Source organism: Pseudalgibacter alginicilyticus (assembly GCF_001310225.1).
GTDB classification, from domain to species: Bacteria; Bacteroidota; Bacteroidia; order Flavobacteriales; family Flavobacteriaceae; genus Pseudalgibacter; species Pseudalgibacter alginicilyticus.
The window spans coordinates 917,687-940,933 of the sequence record NZ_CP012898.1; the positions used below are offsets into that span (position 1 = coordinate 917,687).

28 protein-coding genes are annotated in these 23,247 nt (G+C 30.8%); 15 read left to right on the plus strand and 13 right to left on the minus strand.

Annotated elements, in window-relative coordinates; genetic code table 11:
- The first annotated feature begins 1 nt into the window (after nt 1).
- From APS56_RS03765 to moaA, 7 genes are all read left to right on the plus strand, one after another.
- The gene (locus APS56_RS03765; protein ID WP_054724908.1) at nt 2-742 is read left to right on the plus strand and encodes a sulfite exporter TauE/SafE family protein; all 741 of its coding nucleotides are present in this window, start codon (nt 2-4) and stop codon (nt 740-742) included.
- Nucleotides 743-1,330 (plus strand): molybdenum cofactor guanylyltransferase, encoded by a 588-nt coding sequence (gene mobA / locus APS56_RS03770; protein WP_054724910.1) that lies wholly within the window; start codon nt 743-745, stop codon nt 1,328-1,330.
- Nucleotides 1,314-1,547 carry a MoaD/ThiS family protein gene (locus tag APS56_RS03775; RefSeq protein ID WP_054724912.1) on the plus strand — a complete coding sequence of 78 codons (234 nt, stop codon included), beginning with the start codon at nt 1,314-1,316 and terminating at the stop codon, nt 1,545-1,547. The genes mobA and APS56_RS03775 overlap by 17 nt, the downstream gene beginning before the upstream one ends.
- 70 nt (nt 1,548-1,617) lie before the next feature.
- On the plus strand, nt 1,618-2,721 hold the full coding sequence (moeB, locus tag APS56_RS03780; protein WP_054724914.1) for a HesA/MoeB/ThiF family protein: 1,104 nt from the start codon (nt 1,618-1,620) through the stop codon (nt 2,719-2,721).
- Between the two features lie 4 nt (nt 2,722-2,725).
- On the plus strand, nt 2,726-3,169 hold the full coding sequence (locus tag APS56_RS03785) for a molybdenum cofactor biosynthesis protein MoaE (RefSeq protein WP_054724916.1): 444 nt from the start codon (nt 2,726-2,728) through the stop codon (nt 3,167-3,169).
- 205 nt (nt 3,170-3,374) lie between these two features.
- Nucleotides 3,375-4,286: a bifunctional molybdenum cofactor biosynthesis protein MoaC/MoaB gene (gene moaCB, locus APS56_RS03790; protein ID WP_054731135.1), complete on the plus strand. Its 912-nt coding sequence runs from the start codon at nt 3,375-3,377 to the stop codon at nt 4,284-4,286.
- Nucleotides 4,287-4,321: 35 nt separating this feature from the next.
- Entirely contained in the window at nt 4,322-5,329 is a 1,008-nt protein-coding gene (gene moaA / locus APS56_RS03795; RefSeq protein WP_054724918.1) for a GTP 3',8-cyclase MoaA, read from the plus strand.
- A 167-nt stretch (nt 5,330-5,496) separates the two neighbouring features.
- Here moaA and APS56_RS03800 read toward each other — a convergent pair whose 3' ends face one another.
- Nucleotides 5,497-6,735, minus strand: coding sequence for a glycoside hydrolase family 88 protein (locus APS56_RS03800; RefSeq protein WP_054724920.1), 1,239 nt, complete (start codon nt 6,733-6,735; stop codon nt 5,497-5,499).
- 268 nt (nt 6,736-7,003) lie between these two features.
- On the opposite strand from APS56_RS03800, the gene APS56_RS03805 reads away from it, so the two are divergent.
- From APS56_RS03805 to arsB, 4 genes are read left to right on the plus strand one after another with little or no spacing between them, the layout of a single operon-like run.
- The gene (locus APS56_RS03805; protein ID WP_054724922.1) at nt 7,004-7,333 is read left to right on the plus strand and encodes an ArsR/SmtB family transcription factor; all 330 of its coding nucleotides are present in this window, start codon (nt 7,004-7,006) and stop codon (nt 7,331-7,333) included.
- A 48-nt stretch (nt 7,334-7,381) separates the two neighbouring features.
- Nucleotides 7,382-7,849, plus strand: a complete 468-nt coding sequence (locus APS56_RS03810; RefSeq protein WP_054724924.1) for a DUF6428 family protein — start codon at nt 7,382-7,384, stop codon at nt 7,847-7,849.
- Between the two features lie 35 nt (nt 7,850-7,884).
- Nucleotides 7,885-8,499, plus strand: a complete 615-nt coding sequence (locus APS56_RS03815; RefSeq protein ID WP_054724926.1) for an arsenate reductase/protein-tyrosine-phosphatase family protein — start codon at nt 7,885-7,887, stop codon at nt 8,497-8,499.
- Between the two features lie 4 nt (nt 8,500-8,503).
- A complete protein-coding gene (arsB, locus tag APS56_RS03820) occupies nt 8,504-9,553 on the plus strand; it encodes an ACR3 family arsenite efflux transporter (protein ID WP_054724928.1) in 1,050 nt (349 codons plus the stop codon).
- An 86-nt stretch (nt 9,554-9,639) separates the two neighbouring features.
- On the opposite strand, the gene APS56_RS03825 is transcribed toward arsB, so the two are convergent.
- Entirely contained in the window at nt 9,640-9,900 is a 261-nt protein-coding gene (locus APS56_RS03825; RefSeq protein WP_054724930.1) for a hypothetical protein, read from the minus strand.
- Between the two features lie 40 nt (nt 9,901-9,940).
- The gene (gene folE, locus APS56_RS03830; protein ID WP_054724932.1) at nt 9,941-10,528 is read right to left on the minus strand and encodes a GTP cyclohydrolase I FolE; all 588 of its coding nucleotides are present in this window, start codon (nt 10,526-10,528) and stop codon (nt 9,941-9,943) included.
- Nucleotides 10,529-10,694: 166 nt separating this feature from the next.
- Here folE and APS56_RS03835 point away from each other — a divergent pair, with 166 nt between their 5' ends.
- A complete protein-coding gene (locus APS56_RS03835) occupies nt 10,695-11,357 on the plus strand; it encodes an ABC transporter ATP-binding protein (RefSeq protein ID WP_054724934.1) in 663 nt (220 codons plus the stop codon).
- Here the strand turns inward: APS56_RS03835 and APS56_RS03840 are convergent.
- A complete protein-coding gene (locus APS56_RS03840; protein WP_054724936.1) occupies nt 11,325-12,524 on the minus strand; it encodes an MFS transporter in 1,200 nt (399 codons plus the stop codon). The two genes, APS56_RS03835 and APS56_RS03840, sit on opposite strands and share 33 nt — an antisense overlap.
- A gap of 233 nt (nt 12,525-12,757) precedes the next feature.
- On the minus strand, nt 12,758-13,567 hold the full coding sequence (locus APS56_RS03845; RefSeq protein ID WP_157757598.1) for a hypothetical protein: 810 nt from the start codon (nt 13,565-13,567) through the stop codon (nt 12,758-12,760).
- A gap of 211 nt (nt 13,568-13,778) precedes the next feature.
- Here APS56_RS03845 and APS56_RS03850 point away from each other — a divergent pair, with 211 nt between their 5' ends.
- Complete coding sequence (locus APS56_RS03850) at nt 13,779-14,543, plus strand: TIGR02757 family protein (RefSeq protein ID WP_054724939.1); 765 nt, start codon at nt 13,779-13,781, stop codon at nt 14,541-14,543.
- Between the two features lie 69 nt (nt 14,544-14,612).
- Here the strand turns inward: APS56_RS03850 and rplI are convergent, their stop codons facing one another.
- The 3 genes from rplI to rpsF are packed head-to-tail and all read right to left on the minus strand — an operon-like array spanning nt 14,613 to nt 15,710.
- A complete protein-coding gene (gene rplI, locus APS56_RS03855; RefSeq protein ID WP_054724941.1) occupies nt 14,613-15,059 on the minus strand; it encodes a 50S ribosomal protein L9 in 447 nt (148 codons plus the stop codon).
- 13 nt (nt 15,060-15,072) lie between these two features.
- Nucleotides 15,073-15,369, minus strand: a complete 297-nt coding sequence (rpsR, locus tag APS56_RS03860) for a 30S ribosomal protein S18 (protein ID WP_054724943.1) — start codon at nt 15,367-15,369, stop codon at nt 15,073-15,075.
- Nucleotides 15,370-15,371: 2 nt separating this feature from the next.
- On the minus strand, nt 15,372-15,710 hold the full coding sequence (gene rpsF / locus APS56_RS03865; protein ID WP_054724944.1) for a 30S ribosomal protein S6: 339 nt from the start codon (nt 15,708-15,710) through the stop codon (nt 15,372-15,374).
- A gap of 212 nt (nt 15,711-15,922) precedes the next feature.
- Between rpsF and APS56_RS03870 the strand changes: the two genes are divergently transcribed.
- Entirely contained in the window at nt 15,923-16,618 is a 696-nt protein-coding gene (locus APS56_RS03870; RefSeq protein WP_054724946.1) for a LytR/AlgR family response regulator transcription factor, read from the plus strand.
- Nucleotides 16,619-16,632: 14 nt separating this feature from the next.
- On the opposite strand, the gene priA is transcribed toward APS56_RS03870, so the two are convergent.
- The 5 genes from priA to nadC all read right to left on the minus strand — a co-directional run bounded on the left by priA (nt 16,633) and on the right by nadC (nt 22,580).
- Entirely contained in the window at nt 16,633-19,086 is a 2,454-nt protein-coding gene (priA, locus tag APS56_RS03875) for a replication restart helicase PriA (protein WP_054724948.1), read from the minus strand.
- 63 nt (nt 19,087-19,149) lie between these two features.
- The gene (locus APS56_RS03880; RefSeq protein WP_054724950.1) at nt 19,150-20,097 is read right to left on the minus strand and encodes a tetratricopeptide repeat protein; all 948 of its coding nucleotides are present in this window, start codon (nt 20,095-20,097) and stop codon (nt 19,150-19,152) included.
- 1 nt (nt 20,098) lies between these two features.
- Nucleotides 20,099-20,527 (minus strand): hypothetical protein, encoded by a 429-nt coding sequence (locus APS56_RS03885; RefSeq protein ID WP_054724951.1) that lies wholly within the window; start codon nt 20,525-20,527, stop codon nt 20,099-20,101.
- A 133-nt stretch (nt 20,528-20,660) separates the two neighbouring features.
- Nucleotides 20,661-21,614 carry a YihY/virulence factor BrkB family protein gene (locus APS56_RS03890; protein ID WP_054724953.1) on the minus strand — a complete coding sequence of 318 codons (954 nt, stop codon included), beginning with the start codon at nt 21,612-21,614 and terminating at the stop codon, nt 20,661-20,663.
- A gap of 105 nt (nt 21,615-21,719) precedes the next feature.
- Complete coding sequence (gene nadC, locus APS56_RS03895) at nt 21,720-22,580, minus strand: carboxylating nicotinate-nucleotide diphosphorylase (RefSeq protein WP_054724955.1); 861 nt, start codon at nt 22,578-22,580, stop codon at nt 21,720-21,722.
- 193 nt (nt 22,581-22,773) lie between these two features.
- On the opposite strand from nadC, the gene rlmH reads away from it, so the two are divergent.
- On the plus strand, nt 22,774-23,247 hold the full coding sequence (rlmH, locus tag APS56_RS03900; protein WP_054724957.1) for a 23S rRNA (pseudouridine(1915)-N(3))-methyltransferase RlmH: 474 nt from the start codon (nt 22,774-22,776) through the stop codon (nt 23,245-23,247).

The following is a 23,247-nucleotide window of genomic DNA, read 5'->3' on the forward strand; positions in this document are numbered from 1 at the left end:
CATGTTGCAAACAGAAAATATATACTTGTTTTTATTAGCGCTACCCATCATATCTTTTTTATATGCAAGCGTTGGTCATGGAGGAGCTAGTGGATACTTAGCATTAATGGCCTTATTTTCATTTGCTCCCGAAACCATGAAACCCACTGCATTATTATTGAACTTATTTGTTGCTGGCATAGCTTTTTACTATTATTTCAAAGAAGGCTATTTTAACAAGAAACTATTTGTTTCATTTGCCATTACCTCTATTCCATTTGCTTTTTTAGGTGGCACCTTAGAAGTTGATGCCTCTATTTACAAAAAGACGCTTGCAATTCTATTAATTTTTGCCATACTAAAAATGCTAAATGCTTTTGGCAAAGAACCTCATAAAATTAAGATGATTAAACTTTGGCAAGGTTTGCTTGTTGGTGGTATTATTGGTTTTTTTTCAGGATTAATTGGTATAGGTGGCGGTATTATATTAACACCTGTTATTTTACTCCTGCATTGGGGAAACATGAAAACAGCAGCAGCCGTATCAGCGCTTTTTATTTGGGTAAACTCAGCAGCTGGTTTAATTGGTCAATTTAGCAGTGGTATCACATTAGAAGCAGCTTCATTTGTATTTGTAGCCATTGCATTGGTAGGAGGTGTTTTGGGAGCTTATTACGGAAGTAAAAAAATCAACAATCAAATGCTTCGGTATATTTTAGCTTTTGTATTAACCATAGCCTCAATTAAACTATTTCTAACATAAATGATAAGCAAAAAACATATAACAGGTATTATTTTAGCTGGTGGAAAAAGTACCCGTATGGGAACAGACAAGGGTTTTTTATTATTAAACAACAAAACATTTATGCAATACAGTATTGAAGCATTACAACCATTAGTTTCTGAAATAATTATTGTTTCTGACAATATAAATTATGATGTTTTTGGTTATAAACGAATAACTGATATTAAAAAAAATGCAGGCCCAATAGCTGGGATTTGCTCTGGATTGGAAATATCTTCTACAGAATACAACTTGATTTTAAGTTGTGATGTTCCATTGATTACTTCTGAAGTTCTTCAAAAATTAATTGATAATATTGATGATACTTCAGAGATAATTCAAATTGAAAGCCTTGGAAAAAGCATGCCACTAATAGCATTGTATAAAACACAAATTATAAAAAAATTCAATGAATTATTACAAACAACAGATGAAAGGCGATTGAGGAAGGCGGTTGAAACTTGCAAAACAAAAAACATTATTTTAAAAGAAGATAATACAGCATGCACAATGAATGTGAATACACAAAATGACTTAAAAGCCATAGAAGATGCATATAAAAATTAAATATTTCGGACAAATAGCAGAAATAACGCAGTTAGAAGAAGAAACATTAGAATTCTCTAAAAGCTTAATTTCAGAACTTTTAGAGGTGTTATATTCAAAATATAATTCACTAAAGAATATAGATTTTAAAATTGCTCAAAACCAAGAATTGGTTTCTATAGAAACTGAATTAACAGGAAATGAAATTGCATTATTACCTCCTTTTTCTGGCGGATAAGATTAAAAAAAGTTCCACTGTAAAATTGTAAAAATAATAAACAATTATAAGTTAACTGATTAATAATAAAATGACACGATATAATAGACATATAGTCTTATCAGAAATTGGACAAATAGGCCAAGATAAATTATCCAATGCTAAAGTTTTAGTTATTGGTGCTGGTGGATTAGGTTGTCCTATTTCGCAATATTTAGCCGCTGCAGGTATCGGTATGCTGGGTATAATTGATTTTGATATCGTTGAAATTTCTAATCTGCAACGGCAAGTTTTATTTGGCAATTCCTCCTTAGGGCAAAACAAAGCTATAGCAGCAAAAAAACGTTTGAAGGATTTAAATAGCGACATTACAATTATGGCCTATCCTTATAAATTAACTCATAAAAATGCCGTTGAATTATTTAATCAATATGATATTATTGTTGATGGTTCCGATAATTTTGAAACACGCTATTTAGTAAACGATGCTTCAATAATTACCAATAAACCATTAGTTTTTGGTGCCATTTACAAATTTGAAGGGCAAGTAGCAGTTTTTAATTATCAAAACGGACCGAGTTACCGCTGTTTATTTCCTAACCCTCCAGAAAAAGACACCATACCTAATTGTTCAGAAATAGGTGTTCTTGGCATGCTTCCAGGCATTATTGGCTGTATGCAAGCCAATGAAGTTTTAAAAATTATTTTAGGAATTGGTAAAGTTCTTTCAGAAAAAATCCTCTATTACAACGCTTTAACATTGCAAACGTCAACTTTAAAAATCAGTAAAAATGAAGCTGCTTTTGCTACTATTTTAAAAGAAAAAATCAATGTTAGCAAAAAGGTAATAACCACTAACTGCCAACACGAAATAAAAGAAGTTTCAATACACGATATCCTTTTAAAAGAAAACATTCAAATCATTGATGTTCGCGAATTGTATGAACAACCAAAAATTAACAATTTAAATATTACCCAGATTCCTTTAAGTGAATTGGAAAAAAACTTAAATAAAATTGACTTAAAAAAAGACGTTTTTCTATTTTGTCAATCTGGAGTACGAAGTAAAAAAGCTTTGTCTATACTAAAAACTTTAAATATTAATAACTGTTTTAATATTAAGGAAGGAGTTTCAACAATTAATAACATACTAAATAACCGTAGTTCTCTAAAAAAGGAACAACTCAAACCATAATAAAATGACAGATAAAAAACCTAAAAATGTATTTAAAGAAGGTGCCATCACTTCCGAATTTATAGGGAATTCTATTTATAAGCATCAAACCAAAACAAACATTGGTGCACATAATATTTTTTTAGGACAAGTACGAGCAGATGAAATAAATGGTAAAATTGTTTCTGCTATTGAATACACGGCTTATAAGGGAATGGCAAACCAGAAATTTCACGACATACGCGAATCAGCTTTTAAAAAATTTGAACTTAGCTGTATGCATATTTACCATAGTTTAGGAACTGTAAAAGCAGGAGAAATATGCCTTTTTGTTTTTGTTTCCTCTCCAAGGCGTAAAGTGGTTTTTGAAGCTTTAGAATATATTGTAGAAGCTATAAAAGCTAATGTTCCTATTTTTGGTAAAGAGATTTTTGAGGATGATACGCATCAATGGAAAAAAAATACCTAAGTATTTTTTTTCCATTGCATGGTTTTCTTGCTTAATTTTTAAAATACAATCATAACACATGCTGTTTCATGTAAAAATTAAATACTTGGGTTGATTCCAAGAAATAAGTAAAACAATGACCGTCTCATCATAATCAAAATTAAGAAATACCCAATTAGTAAAATACATGACTCAACATCCAATTAAAAAAAATCAATATAAAGAAATGGTCGATATCACACATAAAAACACAACATTACGAACCGCAGTAGCGCAAGCTATTATTAAGGTTAGCAAACCCGAAACCATTTTAGCTATTCAAAACGATACGGTTCCCAAAGGTAATGTCTTAGCTATGAGCAAAGCAGCTGGTTTATTAGGTGTAAAACGCACACCAGATATTTTACCCGATTGCCACCCCTTACCTATTGAATTTACTGGTATTGAATATGAAATAAACAACCTTGAAATTATCGTATATTTCACAGTAAAAACTATTTACAAAACAGGTGTGGAAGTAGAAGCAATGCACGGAGCAAGCATTGTAGCTCTTAACATGTATGATATGCTGAAGCCAATTGATAAAGGCATTGAAATACATCATATTAAACTTCTCAACAAAACAGGTGGAAAATCTAATTTTAAAAATGCCTATAAACAAAATTTAACTGCTGCTGTTATTGTGTGTTCTGATACTATTTCTGCTGGAGAAAAAGAGGATAAAGCAGGGAAAGCCATTATTCAAAAATTAGAAACTTGCAATGTAAAAATTTCTGATTATATAATTATTCCTGATGAAAAAACAATCATCCAAGAAAAAGCAAAAACGTATCAAAAACAAAATATAGATTTAATAATTTATACCGGTGGCACAGGCCTTTCTAATCGCGATGTTACTCCAGAAGCATTAATACCTTTATTAGACAGACGCATTCCTGGCATTGAAGAGTCCATTAGAAACTATGGGCAAGACAGAATGCCTTATGCCATGCTATCAAGAAGCGTAGCTGGAACCATAAAAGAAACCTTAGTATTAGCCTTACCAGGTTCAACAAATGGTGCAAAAGAATCTATGGATGCTATTTTTCCTTCCGTTTTACACATATTTGGCATCCTAAAGGGAGCTAGACATGACTAACATTAATTGTTAAGTTAAAAATTAAAGATTAAAAAATGTCAAATCATTCCAAAATATTGCAAGATTTACACGGTAGAGACCATGCTTATTTGCGCATTTCGTTAATTGAACGTTGCAATTTACGCTGTAATTACTGCATGCCTGAAGCCGGTGTACAACTATCTCCAAAAAGTCATTTAATGACATATGAAGAGATTTATGAAATAGCAAAAATATTTGTAAACAATGGTGTTACCAAAATAAGGTTAACAGGTGGCGAACCTTTGATTAGAAAAGACATACCCACTATTTTGGAAAAATTAGCGTCACTTCCTGTAGAGTTATCCATAACTTCTAATGCCGTAATTATCGATAAATATATAAATATTTTAAAGGCTAACAGTGTTTATAATATCAATGTAAGCTTAGATTCTTTAAATGCAGAAAAATTTAAACATATTACTCGAAGAAACGAATTTAAAAGGGTTTACACAAACATTTTACTTTTAATAAAAGAAGGTTTTAAAGTAAAAATGAATGTTGTTTTAATAAAAGATTTTAACGACAATGAAATTATTGATTTTATTCAACTCACTAAAGATTTACCTATTTCTATTCGGTTTATAGAATTTATGCCCTTTGATGGTAACAAATGGGATATAAGCAAAATGGTATCCTATGCCAATGTTATAAAACAAGTAAACACTTCTTTTTCCGTAAATCAAATTAGACGTTTACAAGATGCTCCGAACGATACTTCAAAAAACTATAAAATTAACGGTTACAAAGGTAGTTTTGCCATCATCAGTTCGGTCACAAATCCATTTTGTGATTCTTGCAATAGACTCCGCTTAACAGCAAATGGCCAATTAAAAAACTGCTTATTTTCTTCTGGCGAATCCGATTTACTTACCGCATTAAGATCAGGGAACTCCATTGAACCAATCATTCAAAAAGCAGTACGAGCAAAATTTAAAATCCGTGGAGGCATGAATACCATAGAAAAATTACAAGAACCAAAACTTCATAACAACAATAGAAGTATGATTACAATTGGTGGATAATTCCATTTTTAACATTCAACTTAAAAAATAAAACAAACACAATTCGCCACCCCTATTTTCTATGATACACAGAACTACACAATTATATTAAATATATAAACTTACAAAAAAACAAAGCGGTATGTATTTACCCTTTCATAAAGTAACAGGTGTTTTGATAAAAAAAACTACTTACCTAATGGTGTAAATAAATCTTTACCGGCTTTCAATTTTTTCAACCTTAACAAAGCTTCTACATAATAATAATCAGCATAAATTATAGAATAATCAATTTCCGACCCTGCTGGTTTATGCCCAGTAGAATGTAATAATATAGCAGAGTTTGCATCTTTACTTTGATAGTTCTCCGAAAGTTCTATCAACATTTTTTCTGCCTTATCTCTATACATTTCGGCTAATTGAGCATTTTTTGTTAAAGTAGACAACTCCAGTATAGCCGAAGCTACTACTGCTGCGGCAGAAGCATCTTTTGGTTCATTTGGTATTCCTGGCGCATTAAAATCCCAATACGGAATTAAATCCTCTGGCAAACGTTCTAAATACACTTGAGTCACTTTTTCAACAAAATCTAAATATTTAGGGTCTTTAGTTTCTCTATAAACCAAAGTATAACCATATATAGCCCAAGCTTGGCCACGAGCCCACATGCTTGTATCACTATAACCTTGATGTGTAACACCCTTAATTTTTTTGCCAGTATCTTTGTCATATACAACAACATGATAGGAAGTATAATCAGGTCTAAAATGATTTTCAATAGTTACATCCGCATGACTTACAGCTATATCATACAATGATTTACTTCCTCCATTTTTTGACGCCCAAAACATCATTTCCAAATTAATCATATTATCCATGATAGTATTATGTTGTGGCCATTCCATATTTGGTACATCTCTAGGCCAAGATAAAATCGTTCCCACATTAGGATTAAAAAGGGTTGCTAAAGTATCAGCCGTTTTAAGAACAACTTCTTTGTACTCTGGTATATTTGTTAATCTATACCCATTACCAAAACTATTGTAGACTTGAAATCCTAAATCATGATCTAAAGCTGGAGTTACAGAAAGAGGTTTAAGATATTGTGTAAACTTATCTGCCGCTACTTCCCATTTTTTATCCCCTGTGAACTCATACAAATACCAAAGCTCACCCGGCCAAAATCCACTAGTCCAATCTTTATAATCAACAAACCTCCACGTTTTACTATCTGGAGCAATATTTCTAGGTATGTCGCCTTCTTTAGTCACAAGTTTTAATGCTTTGGTAGTTTGTTCAACACAATATCTTAACTGAGCATCTATATCAAACACCTTGTCTTGATTTGCTTTTTTATTAGTGTTTCCACAGCTCGTTGCAATTATTGTTATAAAGAGCAAACCTAAAACCTGTAATCTAATCCCCATAATACCTTATTATATTTATAATGTTTTATATTAACAGCAATATTAGCAAGAATCTCATGTTAAGTCAATAAATTATGATGCAAACAGTATAAATTATAGGTACAATTAGCAATTATATATTAATTATTATTCTTGCTTTTATAATAATAGCCATTAGGCATTTCAAACTATTTACCTCTTTTATAAAAATTAATTTATTTAAAACTCTCAAAAAAATATTGCTCATTTAAATATTAATCGTAATATTGCAATGAATAAATAAATAGTAATGGGATTAGCCAAAACAGAATTATATACCGATTTACAAAATCAAATTGCATTATTTGCCAAAGTGTTTGGACACCCTGCTCGTGTAGCTATTTTAGAATACTTATTTAACACAAGCACATGTGTTTGTGGTGATTTGGTAAACGAAATAGGATTAGCACAACCTACAATTTCTCAACATTTAAAAGAATTAAAACATTTAGGACTCATTAAAGGAAGCGTTGAAGGTACAAGTGTATGTTATTGTATTGACAAAGATAACTGGACCGAAATGAAAAATGTTATGTTTGATTTTTTAGACCAAGATATTTCTAAAACAGATTGCTGTTAAAAAAATTTCACATTAATAATCGCATTATTGCAATAAACAAATACAAAAATGACACTTTCAGAAGTAAAATCAAAATTAAGTCAATTAGAAACCATAGCGTTCCAATTACCAAACGGTGAATTAGTACCAAACCATTTTCACGTTACAGAAGTTGGAAAAATAACAAAACACTTTATTGATTGTGGAGGAACTGTACGTCATGAAGATGTAGTAAATTTTCAACTATGGAATGCTAACGATTACGACCACAGATTACATCCCGAAAAATTATTAAAAATTATAGAACTTTCAGAAAAAACCTTAGGCATCTCAGATTCAGAAATTGAAGTTGAATACCAAGGGGATACCATTGGAAAATTTGGATTGGATTTTGACGGGGCCAACTTTTTATTAATTAACAAACAAACCGATTGCTTAGCAAAAGACAACTGTGGTATTCCTGTGGAAAAACAAAGAGTTAAACTAACCGATTTAAACAGTCAACCCTGTTGTACACCGGATGGAAACTGTTGTTAAAAATAAATATTAATTAAAATACTAACCAATAAACCATGTTATTTCAAAACATTAAAAACGTTATTTCAAGTTTAAACCCTGACACTATTTCAGAAGAAAGAAAAGCTATTTTAAACCCACTTGCTGAATTTATTCAATCCAAAGCTTCAAAAAATCAAGACATTAGAATCAATTTTATTTGTACACATAATTCACGTCGAAGTCATTTATCACAAGTTTGGGCACAAACCATGGCCTATCATTTTGGTATAAAAAATGTCTTTTGCTATTCAGGAGGTACAGAAAGTACTGCGCTTTTTCCAATGGCAGCAGAAACATTAAAAAATTCAGGCTTTAATATTCAAACAATTTCGGAAGGTAGCAACCCTGTTTACAGCATTAAATATTCAGAAAACGAACATCCAATCATTGGGTTTTCAAAAAAATTAGATGATGATTTTAATCCCAAATCTGGATTTGCCGCCATCATGACTTGCGATTCTGCTAATGAAGCCTGCCCTTTTGTTGCAGGAGCAGAAAAGCGAATCCCCATAACTTTTGAAGATCCAAAAGCTTTTGACAATACACCGCAACAAGCTGAAAAATACATTGAAAGAAGTTTGCAAATAGCAAACGAATTATTTTACATTTTCACACAAATAAATTCTTAAAAAAATGGCAACAAAAAAATTAAGTTTTTTAGACAGAAATCTTACACTTTGGATTTTTGTCGCTATGGCTATTGGGGTAGGACTTGGATATTTTATTCCCTCTTTTCCTAATATCATAAACTCATTTAACAGTGGAACAACCAACATTCCAATTGCTATTGGTTTGATTTTAATGATGTATCCTCCTTTAGCGAAGGTTAATTATGCGCTTTTACCTAAAGTTTTCAAAAACACTAAAATACTATCTATTTCACTAATTCTTAATTGGATTGTTGGCCCTGTTTTAATGTTTATTTTGGCTATCACTTTTTTGCGTGATTATCCAGAATACATGGTTGGGTTAATTTTAATTGGTTTAGCTCGTTGCATTGCTATGGTTTTAGTTTGGAACGACCTTGCCGATGGTAGTAGTGAATACGGTGCAGGATTAGTAGCGCTAAACAGTATTTTTCAAGTGTTTGCCTACAGTTTTTATGCTTGGATTTTTATAACCGTACTTCCACCCTATTTTGGCTTTGAAGGTGCCATTGTGAATATCTCTATTGCAACCATTGCTGAAAGTGTGGCTATTTATTTAGGAGTTCCGTTTTTAATGGGAATTTTAAGTCGACTAATTTTAGTCAAATTAAAAGGTGAAGAATGGTACATTCAAAAATTTATTCCTGCCATTTCACCAATGACTTTAATTGCACTTTTATTTACAATTGTGGTTATGTTTTCATTAAAAGGTGAATTGATTGTTGAAATTCCAATGGATGTTCTAATCATTGCTGTACCTCTATTAATTTATTTTACTTTAATGTTTATCATTGGTTTTTTCTTTACAAAAGCCATGGGCGCAGAATATGACAAAACTGCTGCTGTTGCATTTACAGCTGCAGGAAATAATTTCGAATTAGCAATTGCCGTAGCAATTGCCGTATTCGGGCTCAATTCAGGGCAAGCTTTTACTGGCGTGATTGGCCCTTTAGTAGAAGTACCTGCATTAATTTTATTAGTTCGTGTATCGTTTTGGTTGAAGAAAAAATATTATGACAAACCTAAACTTGCATAATAACTTACATGTGTTATAGTTACTAAAACAAACACCATTTATATTTATCCCGATGCTTCTAAAAGTTATCGGGATTTTTTTATTAACTATTTCTTTTTTAAAAGGTAAGTGTAAACCCACATTAATGTAAAAGTTGGAATCACATCAAAACCAGGTAATACCTCCTCTACAAAAGCAATAATCCCTGCTATTTTACCCGCCTTTCCTTTATAAAGTTTGGTCATTAACCAACCTGAAATTGGTGCCCAAACAATATCTGTAAACTCGCCAATCCCCGGAATTACAAACGATACAAAACCAATGGCATCAAATAATATTCCTAAGATTAATTTTTTGTATTTATTCATTCAGTATTTTTTTCTATTGAGAGCAAGAAATATACCAAAATTATTTCCCAATAAGTTTTAAAAATTCGTTTCTGGTTTCAATTTTTTCAAACTGACCTCTAAATCCAGATGTAGTAGTTAATGAATTTTGTTTTTGCACACCACGCATCATCATGCACATATGAGACGCTTCAATAACAACAGCTACCCCCTGAGGTTTTAAAGTATTATTTATACAATCTAATATCTGCTCTGTTAAGCGTTCTTGCACTTGTAATCTTCTAGAAAAAACATCTACAATTCTTGGTAATTTGCTCAAGCCTACAATTTGCCCATTAGGTATATAAGCTATATGAGCTTTTCCAAAAAAAGGCAAAATATGATGTTCACACAGTGAATACAACTCTATATCTTTTACAATAACCATTTCATTATATGACTCCTTAAACATAGCTCCTTTGAGAATTTCTACTGGGTCTTGATGGTAGCCTTGTGTTAAAAACTGCATAGCTTTTGAAGCGCGCTCAGGTGTTTTTAGTAACCCTTCACGCTTGGGGTCTTCCCCTAAATCTTGAATAATGCTTTTATATCTATCTTTAACATCATCGGTTACCTGCATGTTAAATTCTTCAAACTGTTTATATGGCATCTTATTATTGTTTTTAAATAAGAATTTGAACTTTTAAATTGTACAAAATCAATATTAATTACAAATTTAAGAATAATGCATGACACAAAATCATTTTAGTCTTGTATAGTAATAAGTAAAGTATTAATTTCAACATTTATAAGTAAATATAACCTGTTCAAAGTTGATGATTAAAGCACGCAATATCCATAAATACTATAATGATTTACACGTTTTAAAAGGTGTTGATTTACAAATTACTAAAAGTGAAATCGTTTCTATTGTTGGGGCTTCTGGAGCTGGCAAAACAACATTACTTCAAATTTTAGGTACACTTGACAGAGCTTCCTCTGATGAAGATTATAATTTAACCATTAACAACATCAACGTTGGAGCTTTAAATGACAAGGCCTTGGCTAAGTTTAGAAATGAACATATTGGTTTTATTTTTCAGTTCCATCAATTACTGCCTGAATTTTCTGCTTTAGAAAACGTATGCCTACCCGCTTTTATAAAAGGCACTAAAAAAGTAGATGCCGAAAAACGTGCCAAAGAACTTTTAGATTTTTTAGGTTTATCCCATAGATATCACCACAAACCAAGTGAGCTTTCTGGTGGAGAACAACAACGTGTAGCGGTAGCAAGAGCGCTTGTCAACAATCCTGAGCTGATTTTTGCAGATGAACCTTCTGGAAATTTAGATAGTGAATCCGCAGAAAATTTGCACAGCCTATTTTTTAAATTACGTGATGAATTCGGACAAACTTTTGTGATTGTTACTCATAATGAAGAATTAGCTAATTTAGCAGACAGAAAATTAGTGATGGTTGATGGAAAAATAGTTGGCTAATCTTTTCTTATCATATAAGGCTATCAAACCAAAAATGGGACCCACTGCTAATATTAAAAATAAATACTTTGAATCCATATGGTTTTTTAAACTACTTAAAAGTTGAATGCTTACAATAGTGATAGCAAAGCCTATAGAATTTACAATCGTTAAAGCAGTACCCTTATACTCTGCTTCAACTTTTTGAGCAATTAAAGTTGAAAATAATGGAGAATCTGCAATAACAACCATACCCCAAAAAATAAGAAAACCAATAAATAGAATTTCAGATTGCTGTAAAAAAAATAAAGGAGAAGCTAGACAACAAAAACAAGATAATCCAAGTGAAATTATAGCCATTTTTTTTGTTCCAAAACTCTCTGATAAATAACCTGAACCTACACAAGCTAATCCGCCAGTGGCAATTATAATAAAACTTAAAACAGGTATATTGAAATGAGTTCCTGGATGATAAAATGTATATGATGCTAATAATACTGGCGTAAAAGCCCAAAAAGCATACAATTCCCACATATGTCCAAAATATCCAAAGGCAGCTGAACGAAAACTAGGTTTCTTAAAAACCTTGTATGTTATTGAAAGATCTAACTTCGTTACAATTTTTCTAAAAGGACCATTTGGCACAAATAATAAAATAAACAAGCCACCCAAAAAAGCTAAAACAGTGGTTATATATACAATCCATTTCCAAAGTATAAAGCCTCCAAAGCCTTTTAATAAATGTGGAAATGCCGTTCCTATAACCAAAGCGCCAACTAAAAACCCGAGCGATTTACCCAATCCTTTTTCATAATAATCAGATGCTATTTTCATCCCAACAGGATAAATACCAGCTAAAAAAAATCCGGTAAAGAACCTAAACAATAACAAGCTTTTTATAGTATTCCCTTCAAAAACTATAGATAAATTAAACAATCCTCCTAAAATAGCACTAATAAAAAACACTTTTGAAGGAGAAAAACGGTCTGTAATACATAATACAGCAAACAAAAAAGTTCCAAAAATAAAACCAAATTGTACAGCTGATGTTAAATGCCCTAAGGCCGAATCTCTCAAATTGAAACTAGTAACCAAATCTGCCATAACGCCATTTCCTGCAAACCATAACGAGGTACAACAAAATTGAGAGAAAACAATTATAGGTAAAATATGCCTGGAACGATTCATAAATTATTTAATTGTTGACGAATTTAATTTAAATGGTAGTTTTTTAGTCAACTTTTTAAATGTTTTTACTTAATACACTCTCAATTTACTTAAACTATCCTATTTCAAACAACGGAATTTATTTTTAACACTAATAGATTATCAATTATATTCTGAATAAAAAAAGGTTTTGAGACTATATTATTAAAACTCAAAACCCTTTTTTAATAAGTTAGTAAACTATTTACTTTTTATTAATTTCCAATTTCATATGTCTTTCCTAAAATAGTAATTGTAGCTTCAGTATAATTAATTTTTATATCCTCAATGCTTGCTACATCAACATCTAAAATTCCTGATTTTATACTTCTAGGCAATAAATCAAAATGTAGAGGTTCTTCAGTTGTTAAAGTATAATCAACATCTTTTGAGCTTGTACCTGTCTGTACACCATCTAATAAATATTCGTCATCCCAAATATTTAATGGTGTGTCAATACCTACTACCCAAGTTCTTGTTGAGTTTTCTGTGTAATTAATAGTTTCACCTGTACTTGTTGTGATTTTTCCATTTTGAATCACTACACTATATTCTAAATTATCCTCTTCATTTTTCCCTAAATTTTTTACAATGTGGATACCTTCTACTTTAAAATCTTCATGATAATAATCAGAGAAAGTTGTTGTATGTTGACTATCTACTTCACCATACCAACCTGTTGATACAATTGTAGCAACACCTCTACGTGTTATACCATCTTGGCATAGTACACCTGTTTGATAATCGATAGTGATTGTTTTTGGAAATGTGGTGAAATCAAGTGGTGATATAGTTACTACAGGTCCTTCATCCTTAGTTGTACTTGATTTTGATAACGTAGTAGAATTTTCAGCATTCAAAACAGCATCACCACTATTATTACCTAAATCTTGAAACACCTTACTTATCGTAACATATTCAGTTAATGCGTCAGCAGCTTTTGCTGAATCAATACTTTGTGTTAATTCATTTTCTTCACAATTCATAAAAAGAATGGCGAAAATTGGGACTATTATTTTTTTCATAATACATTATTTTAGTGGAGTAAATAACGTTAATTTTTTTTTCTATTTTATAAAATCACATTATTTTACGCTTTTTAAAGTTGTTTTTGTGCATTTTGTCGATATTTTAAATAATTTAAAGAAATATTAGCAACTATTTTTAAAACTTATATATGTTTTTAATTAGTACTTTTGAAATCATTTTATACATCAAAATTATAACTTCTTAAATTTGAACACATCTGAACTAAAAGAATTTCTAAACACTAAAGTAGCACAATATAACAACCCAAAGTTTATTGAAAGTGACCCAATTCAAATTCCTCATCAATTCTTTAAAAAAGAAGATATTGAAATATCTGGCTTTTTAACTGCAACTATTGCTTGGGGAAATAGAAAAAGCATTATAGACAATGCCAAACGAATGATGCAGTTGCTTGATGATGCTCCTTATGATTTTATATTGAATCATGGGGAAACAGATTTAAGAAAGTTACTACCTTTTGTGCATCGAACATTTAATGGCGAAGATTTTATTCAGTTTATAGTATCACTTCAACATATTTATAATAATCATAAAGGTTTAGAAGCTATTTTTTATAAACATTCTGACAAAAATTCACTTCAAAATTCAATTTCAAATTTTAAAAAAACATTTTTCGAAATAGAACATTTACAGCGTACCCAAAAACATGTTAGCGATCCTTTAAAGAATTCGGCTGCAAAAAGAATAAACATGTTTTTACGGTGGATGGTAAGAAATGATAAAACTGGAGTAGATTTTGGTATTTGGAAAAGTCTTTCTCCTAACCAATTATCTTGTCCATTAGATGTGCATTCTGGAAATGTAGCTAGAAAATTAGGGCTTTTAACACGAAAACAAAATGACAGAAAAGCTTTAGTAGAACTTGATACTGCCCTAAGGAAATTAGACACCAATGACCCCGTAAAATACGACTTTGCTTTATTTGGACTTGGTGTTTTTGAAGGTTTTTAGAAAAAACTATAGGACATAAAAAAACCCGATATAAATCGGGTTTTATATTATATATAAGTAACTTGAATCTTAGTTTGCTTGCGCAATCACTTCAAATTCTAAATCTACAGATACTGATCTATGTAAACGTACTACGGCAGTATATTTACCTAAACGTTTTATGGTAGTAACCGTGATAAATTTCTTATCAATAGACTGACCTTCTTTTTCTAATGCTTCAGCAACATCAATATTGTTTATAGATCCAAATAATTTGTCTCCAGCACCTACTTTAGCAGGTATTTTAATTTCTAAAGCCTTAATTGCTTCTGCTATAACATTAGCATCATCAACTATTTTCTTTTCTTTAAAAGCTCTTTGCTTTAAGTTTTCAGCCAATACTTTTTTAGCAGATACAGTGGCTAAAATAGCGTGACCTTGAGGAATTAAAAAATTTCTACCATAACCGTTCTTAACTGTTACAACATCGTCTTTAAACCCTAAATTTTCAACGTCTTGTTTTAATATAAGTTCCATTGTTATCGGTATTTTATTTTAATAAATCTGCCACGTAAGGCATTAATGCTAAGTGACGTGCTCTTTTCACAGCCACTGACACTTTTCTTTGATACTTTAAAGAAGTTCCTGTTAAACGTCTTGGTAAAATTTTACCTTGCTCGTTTACAAATTTCAATAAAAAGTCTGGATCTTTATAATCAATATACTTAATTCCAGATTTTTTGAAACGACAATATTTCTTTTGTTTGTTGGTATCAATATTCAACGGCGTTAAATATCTGATTTCGCCGTCTTTTTTACCTTTTGATTGTTGTTCTATAGATGACATAATTACGCTTTTGCTTTAAGTTTAACTCTTCTTCTTTCTGCCCAAGACACAGCATGCTTGTCTAAAGCTACCGTTAAATAACGCATAAAACGCTCATCACGTCTAAATTCTACTTCTAACGGCTCGATAACTTCACCATCAACAGTGTATTCAAATAAGTGATAAAAACCACTTTTTTTGTTTTGAATTGGGTATGCTAATTTTTTTAGCCCCCAATCTTCTTTGGCTACCATCTTCGCTCCTTTAGAAACAAGAAATTCTTCGTATTTCTGTACTGTTTCCTTTATCTGTTCTTCAGATAAAACGGGATTTAAGATGAAAACAGTTTCATAATGATTCATAAAAATCTATTTTATTGTTAAAAATTGGGTGCAAAAATAGTTAAATAAACCATATAATACAATATAAATTTATACATTATTTCTCAGTATATTTGGGCTATCAAATCAAGTGTTAAAATTCTGTTAAAAAAGACACTTTAACGATGTTTTTTGGTTTTTACCCGAATTTTTCGTACTATTGTCGATATCTTAACCGAAATATTAATAATGTTATGACTTTAAACTGTGTAGTAGTAGACGACTCAGCGATACAGAGACTCTCAATTGTTAAGTTAGTAGAGAACCACCCAGCTCTAAACTTAATAGCAGAGTACAGTAGTGCGCTAGAGACTAAAAATGGTTTAAATACGCATCAAGTAGATCTTATTTTTTTAGACATAGAAATGCCTGTGTTAAATGGATTTGAACTTTTAGACGTATTAAACAACAAACCCCAAATTATTTTTGTAACCGGTAAAACCGAATATGCTTTTAAGGCATTTAATTACGATGCTACCGATTACTTACACAAACCAATTACCAGAGAACGCTTTAACGTTTCTGTGGAAAAAGCCTTGGAGCACCACAGACTGAAATTAGACTTTAATGAAGAAGAGGGTGAACACATTTTTGTAAAGAGCAATCTTAAAAAACGTAAAGTTTATATTAAAGACATTAAGTGGATTGAAGCTCTTGGTGATTACGTAAAATTAGTAACAGAAGAAAACAGCTTAGTAGTACTATCTACTATGAAATCTTTTGAAGCTGAATTACCTGAAGGTAAATTTTTAAGAATACACAAATCCTACATTGTGAATCTTGACAAAATTGACCGATTTAATAGTAAAAATGTTGAAGTTGGTGCTTATGAAATTCCTTTAAGTAGGAATAAAAAAACACAATTAGTTGATGCCTTAAATAATATTTAATTTAACCAACTAAATTAAAAGTTATCGACATTTAAAATTATTTTAACCGACCGAAAATCTTTTATACTTTGGAAGCTATTATTTATTTTAATAATAGCTTCTTTTGTTTTTAACAACGATTGCTTCTTTGGTATTTTTATTAAAATATTTTTATGAAACTGATTTCTTATTCTTGCAACTGGAGGCGATTCTGGGCCTAAAACAAAATCCCCAAATACTTGTCTTAAAGATTTTGCCAACCAAATGGAAGCTGTTTCTACCCTATTAAAATCCTTATGTTTTAAAGTGATTTTTATCTGTTTATAAATGGGTGGATATTTATAATTGTAGCGATCGTTCATTTGTTCATTATACATCGCTACATAATTATTTGTAGAAACTTGTTGCAATATATTATGATACGGATTGTAAGTCTGAATTAGCACTTTACCCCGTTCGTCCGTTCGTCCTGCCCTACCCGATACTTGTAGCATCAATTGAAAACTACGTTCATGAGCTCTAAAATCTGGAAAATTAAGCATGTTGTCCGCATTCATGATGCCCACCAACTTTATATTTCTAAAATCCAACCCTTTAGTTAGCATTTGTGTTCCAACTAAAATATCTATTTCTTGCTGCTCTAAAGCAGTAATTATTTTTTCATAACCATACTTTCCTCGTGTGGTATCCAAATCCATTCTAGCAACGTTATAATTTGGAAATAAACTCTTTACTTCATTTTCAATTTGTTCTGTACCAAACCCTTTACTGTCCAAATCCTGACTTCCACAAGCTAAACAACTAATTTGCATAGCCGTTGCATAGCCACAATAATGACAACGCAATTGATTTCTGTATTTATGATACGTTAAACTAACATCACAATTGGGGCACTGTGGTGAATGCCCGCATGTATTACACTCTACAATAGGAGAAAAACCTCTTCGGTTTTGAAACAAAATAATTTGGTGTCCTAATTTTAATGTTTCAGTCATTTCTTCAATTAACCTATCGCTAAAATGGCCTTTCATTAATTTGCGTTTATGCTTATCCTTAATGTCCACCAATTCAATTTCAGGCATTAATACATTATTATAACGTTGTGTAATTTCAACAAAACCGTATTTATTTTGCTTCGCATTAAAATAGCTTTCTAAACTGGGTGTAGCAGATCCCAAAAGTGTTTTTGCCTGATACATATTAGCAAGTACTACTGCTGTATCTCGCGCATGATAACGTGGCGCTGGATCAAATTGCTTAAACGATTGCTCGTGTTCTTCATCCACTATAACCAACCCCAAATTATTAAAGGGCAATAATACAGAAGAACGTGCGCCTAAAACAATTTGCCCCCTTTCAGAATTGTTTAAAACATGACTCCAAACTTCTACACGTTCATGCGACGAATATTTTGAATGGAACACCGCAACTTTTTCTCCAAAATAATTTTGAAGCCTAACAACCAATTGAGTTGTTAAAGCTATTTCTGGCAATAAATACAAAACCTGTTTACCCTGATTGATAGCATCTTCAATAAGTTTTACATACACCTCTGTTTTTCCAGAAGAAGTAACTCCATGAAGCAGGGTTATATTTTGTTTTTTAAAAGATTCTTTTATTTCAACCAATGCTGTTTTTTGATAATTATTTAGTTGCTTTGAATCTTCTGTTTCTTCACCAGAATATTGCACTCGGTCTGTTTGAATATGATATTCTTCTAAAACATCTTTATCAATTAATGATTTTATAACAGCAGATGAAGCACCGCTTTCATTCGATAAGTCTGAAACCTTAACTGGTTTTTTTGTTTTGGCAGAAATTGAAAACAGTGTTAAAACTACTTCACGTTGCTTTGGAGCTCTACTCAATTCATCCAACAAACCATGTAATGCTTTTTCTGTAGAAAAATGAGAATGTAATTTTACATACCTAACTAACTTTGGCTTATATTTTTCGTAGATTTCTTCTTCAACAGAAATAGCTTCTTTTTCTATAAGCCGTTTAATTACAGGTAGTACATTCTTTTTATCTAAGATATTTGAAATATCATGAATTTTCAAAGAAGATTGGTGATTTAGCGCTTCATAAACCAAAAATTCATCATCTTTTAAGATAGATTCATCAATAGCTTTAACAATATTTTTTGAAATAACAGTTTCACTTTCCAAAATAAAAGCACTTGGCAAAGCAGCACGCATGACATCCCCTAAAGTACACATATAGTAACTAGCCACCCATTGCCATAACGCTAATTGCTTTTCATTTACAACTGGTTGCTCGTCTAAAATTTGCTGAATTTCTTTAGCCTCGTAAGCTGTAGGTGCATCTTCATGAATACTAAAAACAATACCCGTATACACTTTAGATTTACCAAAAGGAACCGCGACACGCATACCTTTTTTTAAAAACTTTGATTCTAATACCGTAATACTATAAGTAAACAACTTAGGTAACGGAATAGGGAGTATTATATCTGTAAAATTAGGCATCCCCAAAGGTAATTAGGATTTAATAAAAAACCTAGTTTAAAATAAAATTCAATATTAAATTTATTATTCTAATTTAAAAAGTGACCGTAAAGATTTAGCAGAATCTTTGCTTTTAATTCCCTTTGGTTTTTCTGAATCACTTAAAGGTAAAACGCCCGTTTCTCTTGACCGACTGACTACAGGTGTTGTTATATTCTGTTGACTTTGATTGTTTTTGTTAGCCTCTCTTCTTCTTACATTAGCTTCTTTATTTATTGATTCAAAGCTTGTATTACCTAAATCACTTACCGTATTAAAATCCGAAACATCTGAAGGAGGGATATAACGACCATCTCTTTTGCGTACTGAAATAGCCTTTATTATTTCCACTTGTGTATCAAGCTCATTTATAGCTATTTTATCATAAAGTTGTATGGCATCACTATACTTCCCTTGGTCTTCATAAATTTGCCCTAAAAGCATTTTCTCTGCTCTAATTCTTTTATTGTTGTTTTTGTAAGGACTCAACTCTATAGCTTTAAGAATATCTTTTTCAGCATTTTGTAAATCATTTAACTTGTAATAATGCTGTGCCCTGTATAAATAAGATTGCCATTTAGGACTCATTGCAACCAATTCATGAAATTTCTGAAGCTGTGTTGAATCAACATTCTGTCTCGCATTCTCTTTAACTTTAAACACACCTCTTTCTACTACATAAAAATAGGCATCACAGCTATACATAAGCTCATAGCTAAACTTTTTTTTTAAGTTATTTCTTATTTTTTGTCCTTCAATATATTTTTTAGTTTGGTCTTCAATTTGTATTTCCGAATCTATCATGTCAGCATATGAAACCAAATTTTTAATAAAACAATTATTGTATTCATAGTCCACATTTTTATAGGTTACATTTTTTTCTTGTAGACACTGACAAATATCTGATTTGAAATTATTGAGATAATTTTGTGAATAGCCTTGAGTGATAGCTAACACAAACAAAAAAGAGAAAATTGTTTTTAAATTATTCATTTTAATCCTCTTCTTTCTTCCCTAAAATTGTTGTTTTAACATAATTAGCACAATATTTCAATGCTTTTTTTGCTTTATTTAAATTTAAAGTTGCCCTTGCTTGCTTCATAAATGAAGCATCACCAATATCATCAACAATATTTGGCACAACTTCCCACAAACTATCAATATCTCTTTCAGCACTTTCTAATAATTCTTCTTCTAGTTCTGGGGGAATTTCAACACCTGCTACGGTAAGACTATCATAAACAAATACTTTATCGTAAAGTTTGAAAGTGTTTTTAACAAAATCGTCAGTACTTTTTATTTTAGACGAACGGTTTGGCATGCTTAACCTAGTAGACTGGGAATACACTGATAAAGGCTTTAAAAAGAATATAAATAAACCTAAAATTAAAAGCACTTTATTGATTGAAGAAAAATACATCATTATTTGTAGCTAATTTATATTGAACGCTGAAAATAAAAAAAAACCAATCTCAACAACAATTAGAAACGACAAAAAGTAATTTTATTAGCCAAAAAGCATTTAAACCTGTATTAAAAAAGCGACTGCTAAAAATCTATTCATTCTCTTTGGGATATTTTTTCAAAAATTGAAGCGAAGCATTTAGCTCATAACCTAATAACAAAATATTGGAATTGAGCCATAAATAAAACATCAATATTAAAAGCGCACCAATGGAACCATATAGTTTATTATACTGACCAAAATTTTCAATATAAATTCCAAATAAATATGACGATAAAATAATAAGGATGGTTGTAAAAAGTGCGCCAACAGAAAAGAATTTAGATTCCTTACCTTCAAGTGTTCCAAAATAATATAGGGTAGCTGTTGCCAAATAGACCATAATTACAAAAAAAGTATATTGCGCTATATTTGCCCAAAAAACACTTTGTGAATCTACTTGATAGCCCCTATTTTCTAAAGCATGAAACAACTCCTGAACTACAAAAATTTGAAAATACCCTAAAACAGCAATCGTAAAAATAAGTAAGAAAGCAAGAATTAACGCTATGCCTAAGGCATAGAGGTATTGCTTAAACACATTACGAGATAATTGCTCATGATAGGAATTTTCAAATCCTGAAAAAACAGCATTTACACCATTAGCCATTAACATCAATGACAATACAAAAACCGAAGATAACAAGCCACCACGCTGTGGTTGGTCTATATTTTCAAAAATGTTTTCAAAGAAAAAATCTGATGTATTTGGAGGTAAAAACGATTCTAAAAATCTGAGGAATTCAATTTTAAAATCATCAATGGGCACGTATGGAATTACAATTAAAACAAAAAGTAAAAATGGGAATAACGCCATAAAAAAGCTAAAAGCAATAGCACTTGCTCTTGCTGTTAAAGCACCTTTTACAATTCCTGTAATATACAATTCCAATAAATCATAAAAAGATAAACCTTCTAACCCTAATAGTTTGATTTGCTTAAAAAATCTAACCAATAATTTTATTACTGGTATTTTTTCTAACTTATCTTCAATGGGTTTTGTCATTAATTTTATTAGGAATAAATTTCCATACAAAGTTATTAAATTAAGATTTCAAAAGAATGCAAATCCTCAATCAATAATAAAAAAAAGACACTATGATAATGTTAGCTATTTTGCTGCCTTTAAGCTTAAATCCATATTATGTACAGAATGCGTTATGGCTCCACAAGAAATATAATTAACACCACATTCAGCATAATGCCTTATAGTTTTTTCATTAATATTTCCTGAAGATTCCGTTAAACACTTATTACCAATCATTTTGATGGCTTTTTTAGTGTCTTCATAATCAAAATTATCTAATAAAATACGATAAACACCAGTATTTCTTAAAATTTCATCAACTTCAATAAGATCTCTTGCCTCAACCATAATTTTTAAATTCTTTCCTGTTTCTAGTAAGTATTGCTTAGTCATTTCAATAGCCTTAGTAATACCTCCGGCAAAATCGATATGATTGTCTTTAAGCATAATCATATCATATAAAGCAAATCTGTGATTTTCACCACCACCAATTCTAACAGCCCATTTTTCTAAAGCTCTAATACCTGGTGTGGTTTTTCTAGTATCTAAAACAGTTGTTTTTGTTCCCTTTAGCAAATCAACAAACATATGAGTTTTTGTTGCCACTGCACTCATGCGCTGCATAGCATTCAAAACTGTACGCTCGCATTTTAAAATAGATTGTGATGAACCTTCTACAGTTAAAACAATATCTCCATAGGAAACATGAGTTCCATCTTCAATAAGAATATCTACTCTTAATGTTTTATCTACATAAGCAAATACTTTTTTAGCAAAAGCTACACCTGCAATAACCCCTTTATCTTTTACTAAAAGTTTAGCTTTACCTCTGGCATTTTCAGGAATACAGGCTAATGAACTGTGATCTCCATCTCCAACATCCTCACGGATGGCATTTGCTATTATAAGGTCTATTTCGTTATAAAATTGGTCTTTCGTTATCATGAAAAAGTTAGTTTAGAGCAAAAATAAGAAATTGATTTGCGAAATTTAAAATTTTATTCAATTTAAATGCATAATTGATAAATTGAATCATCCATGACTAACAATTTAGTAACTTAAAGAAATGAAACAATTGTAGTTACGTCTTACTAAAAAAATAATAGCTATTTATTATTGAATTGAATAATTTTGTTTTATGAATATAAAACTGATTGCCATTGGCAAAACGGACAACAAAGACCTTGAAAACCTGACAAATATATACCAAAGCCGACTTGGTTTTTATATTAATTTTTCAATTGAAATTATTCCTGATATCAAAAATGTAAAAAAATTAAGCGAAGAACAACAAAAGCAAAAAGAAGGTCTTCTTATTTTATCTAAACTAAGCGCTACAGACGCTGTAATTCTTTTAGATGAAAATGGCAAACAATTTGATTCTGTTGGGTTTTCCAGTTATTTACAAAAATACATGAACTCTGGAATTAAACAATTGGTTTTTGTAATTGGTGGCCCATATGGTTTTTCTCCAGAAATGTATACAAAAGCAAATGGGAAATTATCATTATCTAAAATGACATTTTCCCATCAAATGATTCGTTTATTTTTTATTGAACAACTTTATAGAGGCTTTACCATTTTAAGAAATGAACCTTACCACCATCGTTAA

Excerpts from the sequence above, each read along its gene's own strand:
- APS56_RS03885 (WP_054724951.1), bottom strand. The coding sequence starts at position 20,527 with ATGATGTATTTTTCTTCAATCAATAAAGTGCTTTTAATTTTAGGTTTA.
- APS56_RS03775 (WP_054724912.1), top strand. The coding sequence starts at position 1,314 with ATGCATATAAAAATTAAATATTTCGGACAAATAGCAGAAATAACGCAG.
- APS56_RS03870 (WP_054724946.1), top strand. The coding sequence starts at position 15,923 with ATGACTTTAAACTGTGTAGTAGTAGACGACTCAGCGATACAGAGACTC.
- APS56_RS03800 (WP_054724920.1), bottom strand. The coding sequence starts at position 6,735 with ATGGGGATTAGATTACAGGTTTTAGGTTTGCTCTTTATAACAATAATT.
- priA (WP_054724948.1), bottom strand. The coding sequence starts at position 19,086 with ATGCCTAATTTTACAGATATAATACTCCCTATTCCGTTACCTAAGTTG.
- APS56_RS03890 (WP_054724953.1), bottom strand. The coding sequence starts at position 21,614 with ATGACAAAACCCATTGAAGATAAGTTAGAAAAAATACCAGTAATAAAA.
- APS56_RS03810 (WP_054724924.1), top strand. The coding sequence starts at position 7,382 with ATGACACTTTCAGAAGTAAAATCAAAATTAAGTCAATTAGAAACCATA.
- arsB (WP_054724928.1), top strand. The coding sequence starts at position 8,504 with ATGGCAACAAAAAAATTAAGTTTTTTAGACAGAAATCTTACACTTTGG.
- APS56_RS03785 (WP_054724916.1), top strand. The coding sequence starts at position 2,726 with ATGACAGATAAAAAACCTAAAAATGTATTTAAAGAAGGTGCCATCACT.
- APS56_RS03815 (WP_054724926.1), top strand. The coding sequence starts at position 7,885 with ATGTTATTTCAAAACATTAAAAACGTTATTTCAAGTTTAAACCCTGAC.
- APS56_RS03825 (WP_054724930.1), bottom strand. The coding sequence starts at position 9,900 with ATGAATAAATACAAAAAATTAATCTTAGGAATATTATTTGATGCCATT.
- APS56_RS03805 (WP_054724922.1), top strand. The coding sequence starts at position 7,004 with ATGGGATTAGCCAAAACAGAATTATATACCGATTTACAAAATCAAATT.
- rpsR (WP_054724943.1), bottom strand. The coding sequence starts at position 15,369 with ATGTCATCTATAGAACAACAATCAAAAGGTAAAAAAGACGGCGAAATC.
- moeB (WP_054724914.1), top strand. The coding sequence starts at position 1,618 with ATGACACGATATAATAGACATATAGTCTTATCAGAAATTGGACAAATA.
- rpsF (WP_054724944.1), bottom strand. The coding sequence starts at position 15,710 with ATGAATCATTATGAAACTGTTTTCATCTTAAATCCCGTTTTATCTGAA.
- rplI (WP_054724941.1), bottom strand. The coding sequence starts at position 15,059 with ATGGAACTTATATTAAAACAAGACGTTGAAAATTTAGGGTTTAAAGAC.
- APS56_RS03765 (WP_054724908.1), top strand. The coding sequence starts at position 2 with ATGTTGCAAACAGAAAATATATACTTGTTTTTATTAGCGCTACCCATC.
- nadC (WP_054724955.1), bottom strand. The coding sequence starts at position 22,580 with ATGATAACGAAAGACCAATTTTATAACGAAATAGACCTTATAATAGCA.
- moaCB (WP_054731135.1), top strand. The coding sequence starts at position 3,375 with ATGGTCGATATCACACATAAAAACACAACATTACGAACCGCAGTAGCG.
- folE (WP_054724932.1), bottom strand. The coding sequence starts at position 10,528 with ATGCCATATAAACAGTTTGAAGAATTTAACATGCAGGTAACCGATGAT.
- APS56_RS03835 (WP_054724934.1), top strand. The coding sequence starts at position 10,695 with ATGATTAAAGCACGCAATATCCATAAATACTATAATGATTTACACGTT.
- APS56_RS03840 (WP_054724936.1), bottom strand. The coding sequence starts at position 12,524 with ATGAATCGTTCCAGGCATATTTTACCTATAATTGTTTTCTCTCAATTT.
- APS56_RS03845 (WP_157757598.1), bottom strand. The coding sequence starts at position 13,567 with ATGAAAAAAATAATAGTCCCAATTTTCGCCATTCTTTTTATGAATTGT.
- APS56_RS03880 (WP_054724950.1), bottom strand. The coding sequence starts at position 20,097 with ATGAATAATTTAAAAACAATTTTCTCTTTTTTGTTTGTGTTAGCTATC.
- rlmH (WP_054724957.1), top strand. The coding sequence starts at position 22,774 with ATGAATATAAAACTGATTGCCATTGGCAAAACGGACAACAAAGACCTT.
- mobA (WP_054724910.1), top strand. The coding sequence starts at position 743 with ATGATAAGCAAAAAACATATAACAGGTATTATTTTAGCTGGTGGAAAA.
- moaA (WP_054724918.1), top strand. The coding sequence starts at position 4,322 with ATGTCAAATCATTCCAAAATATTGCAAGATTTACACGGTAGAGACCAT.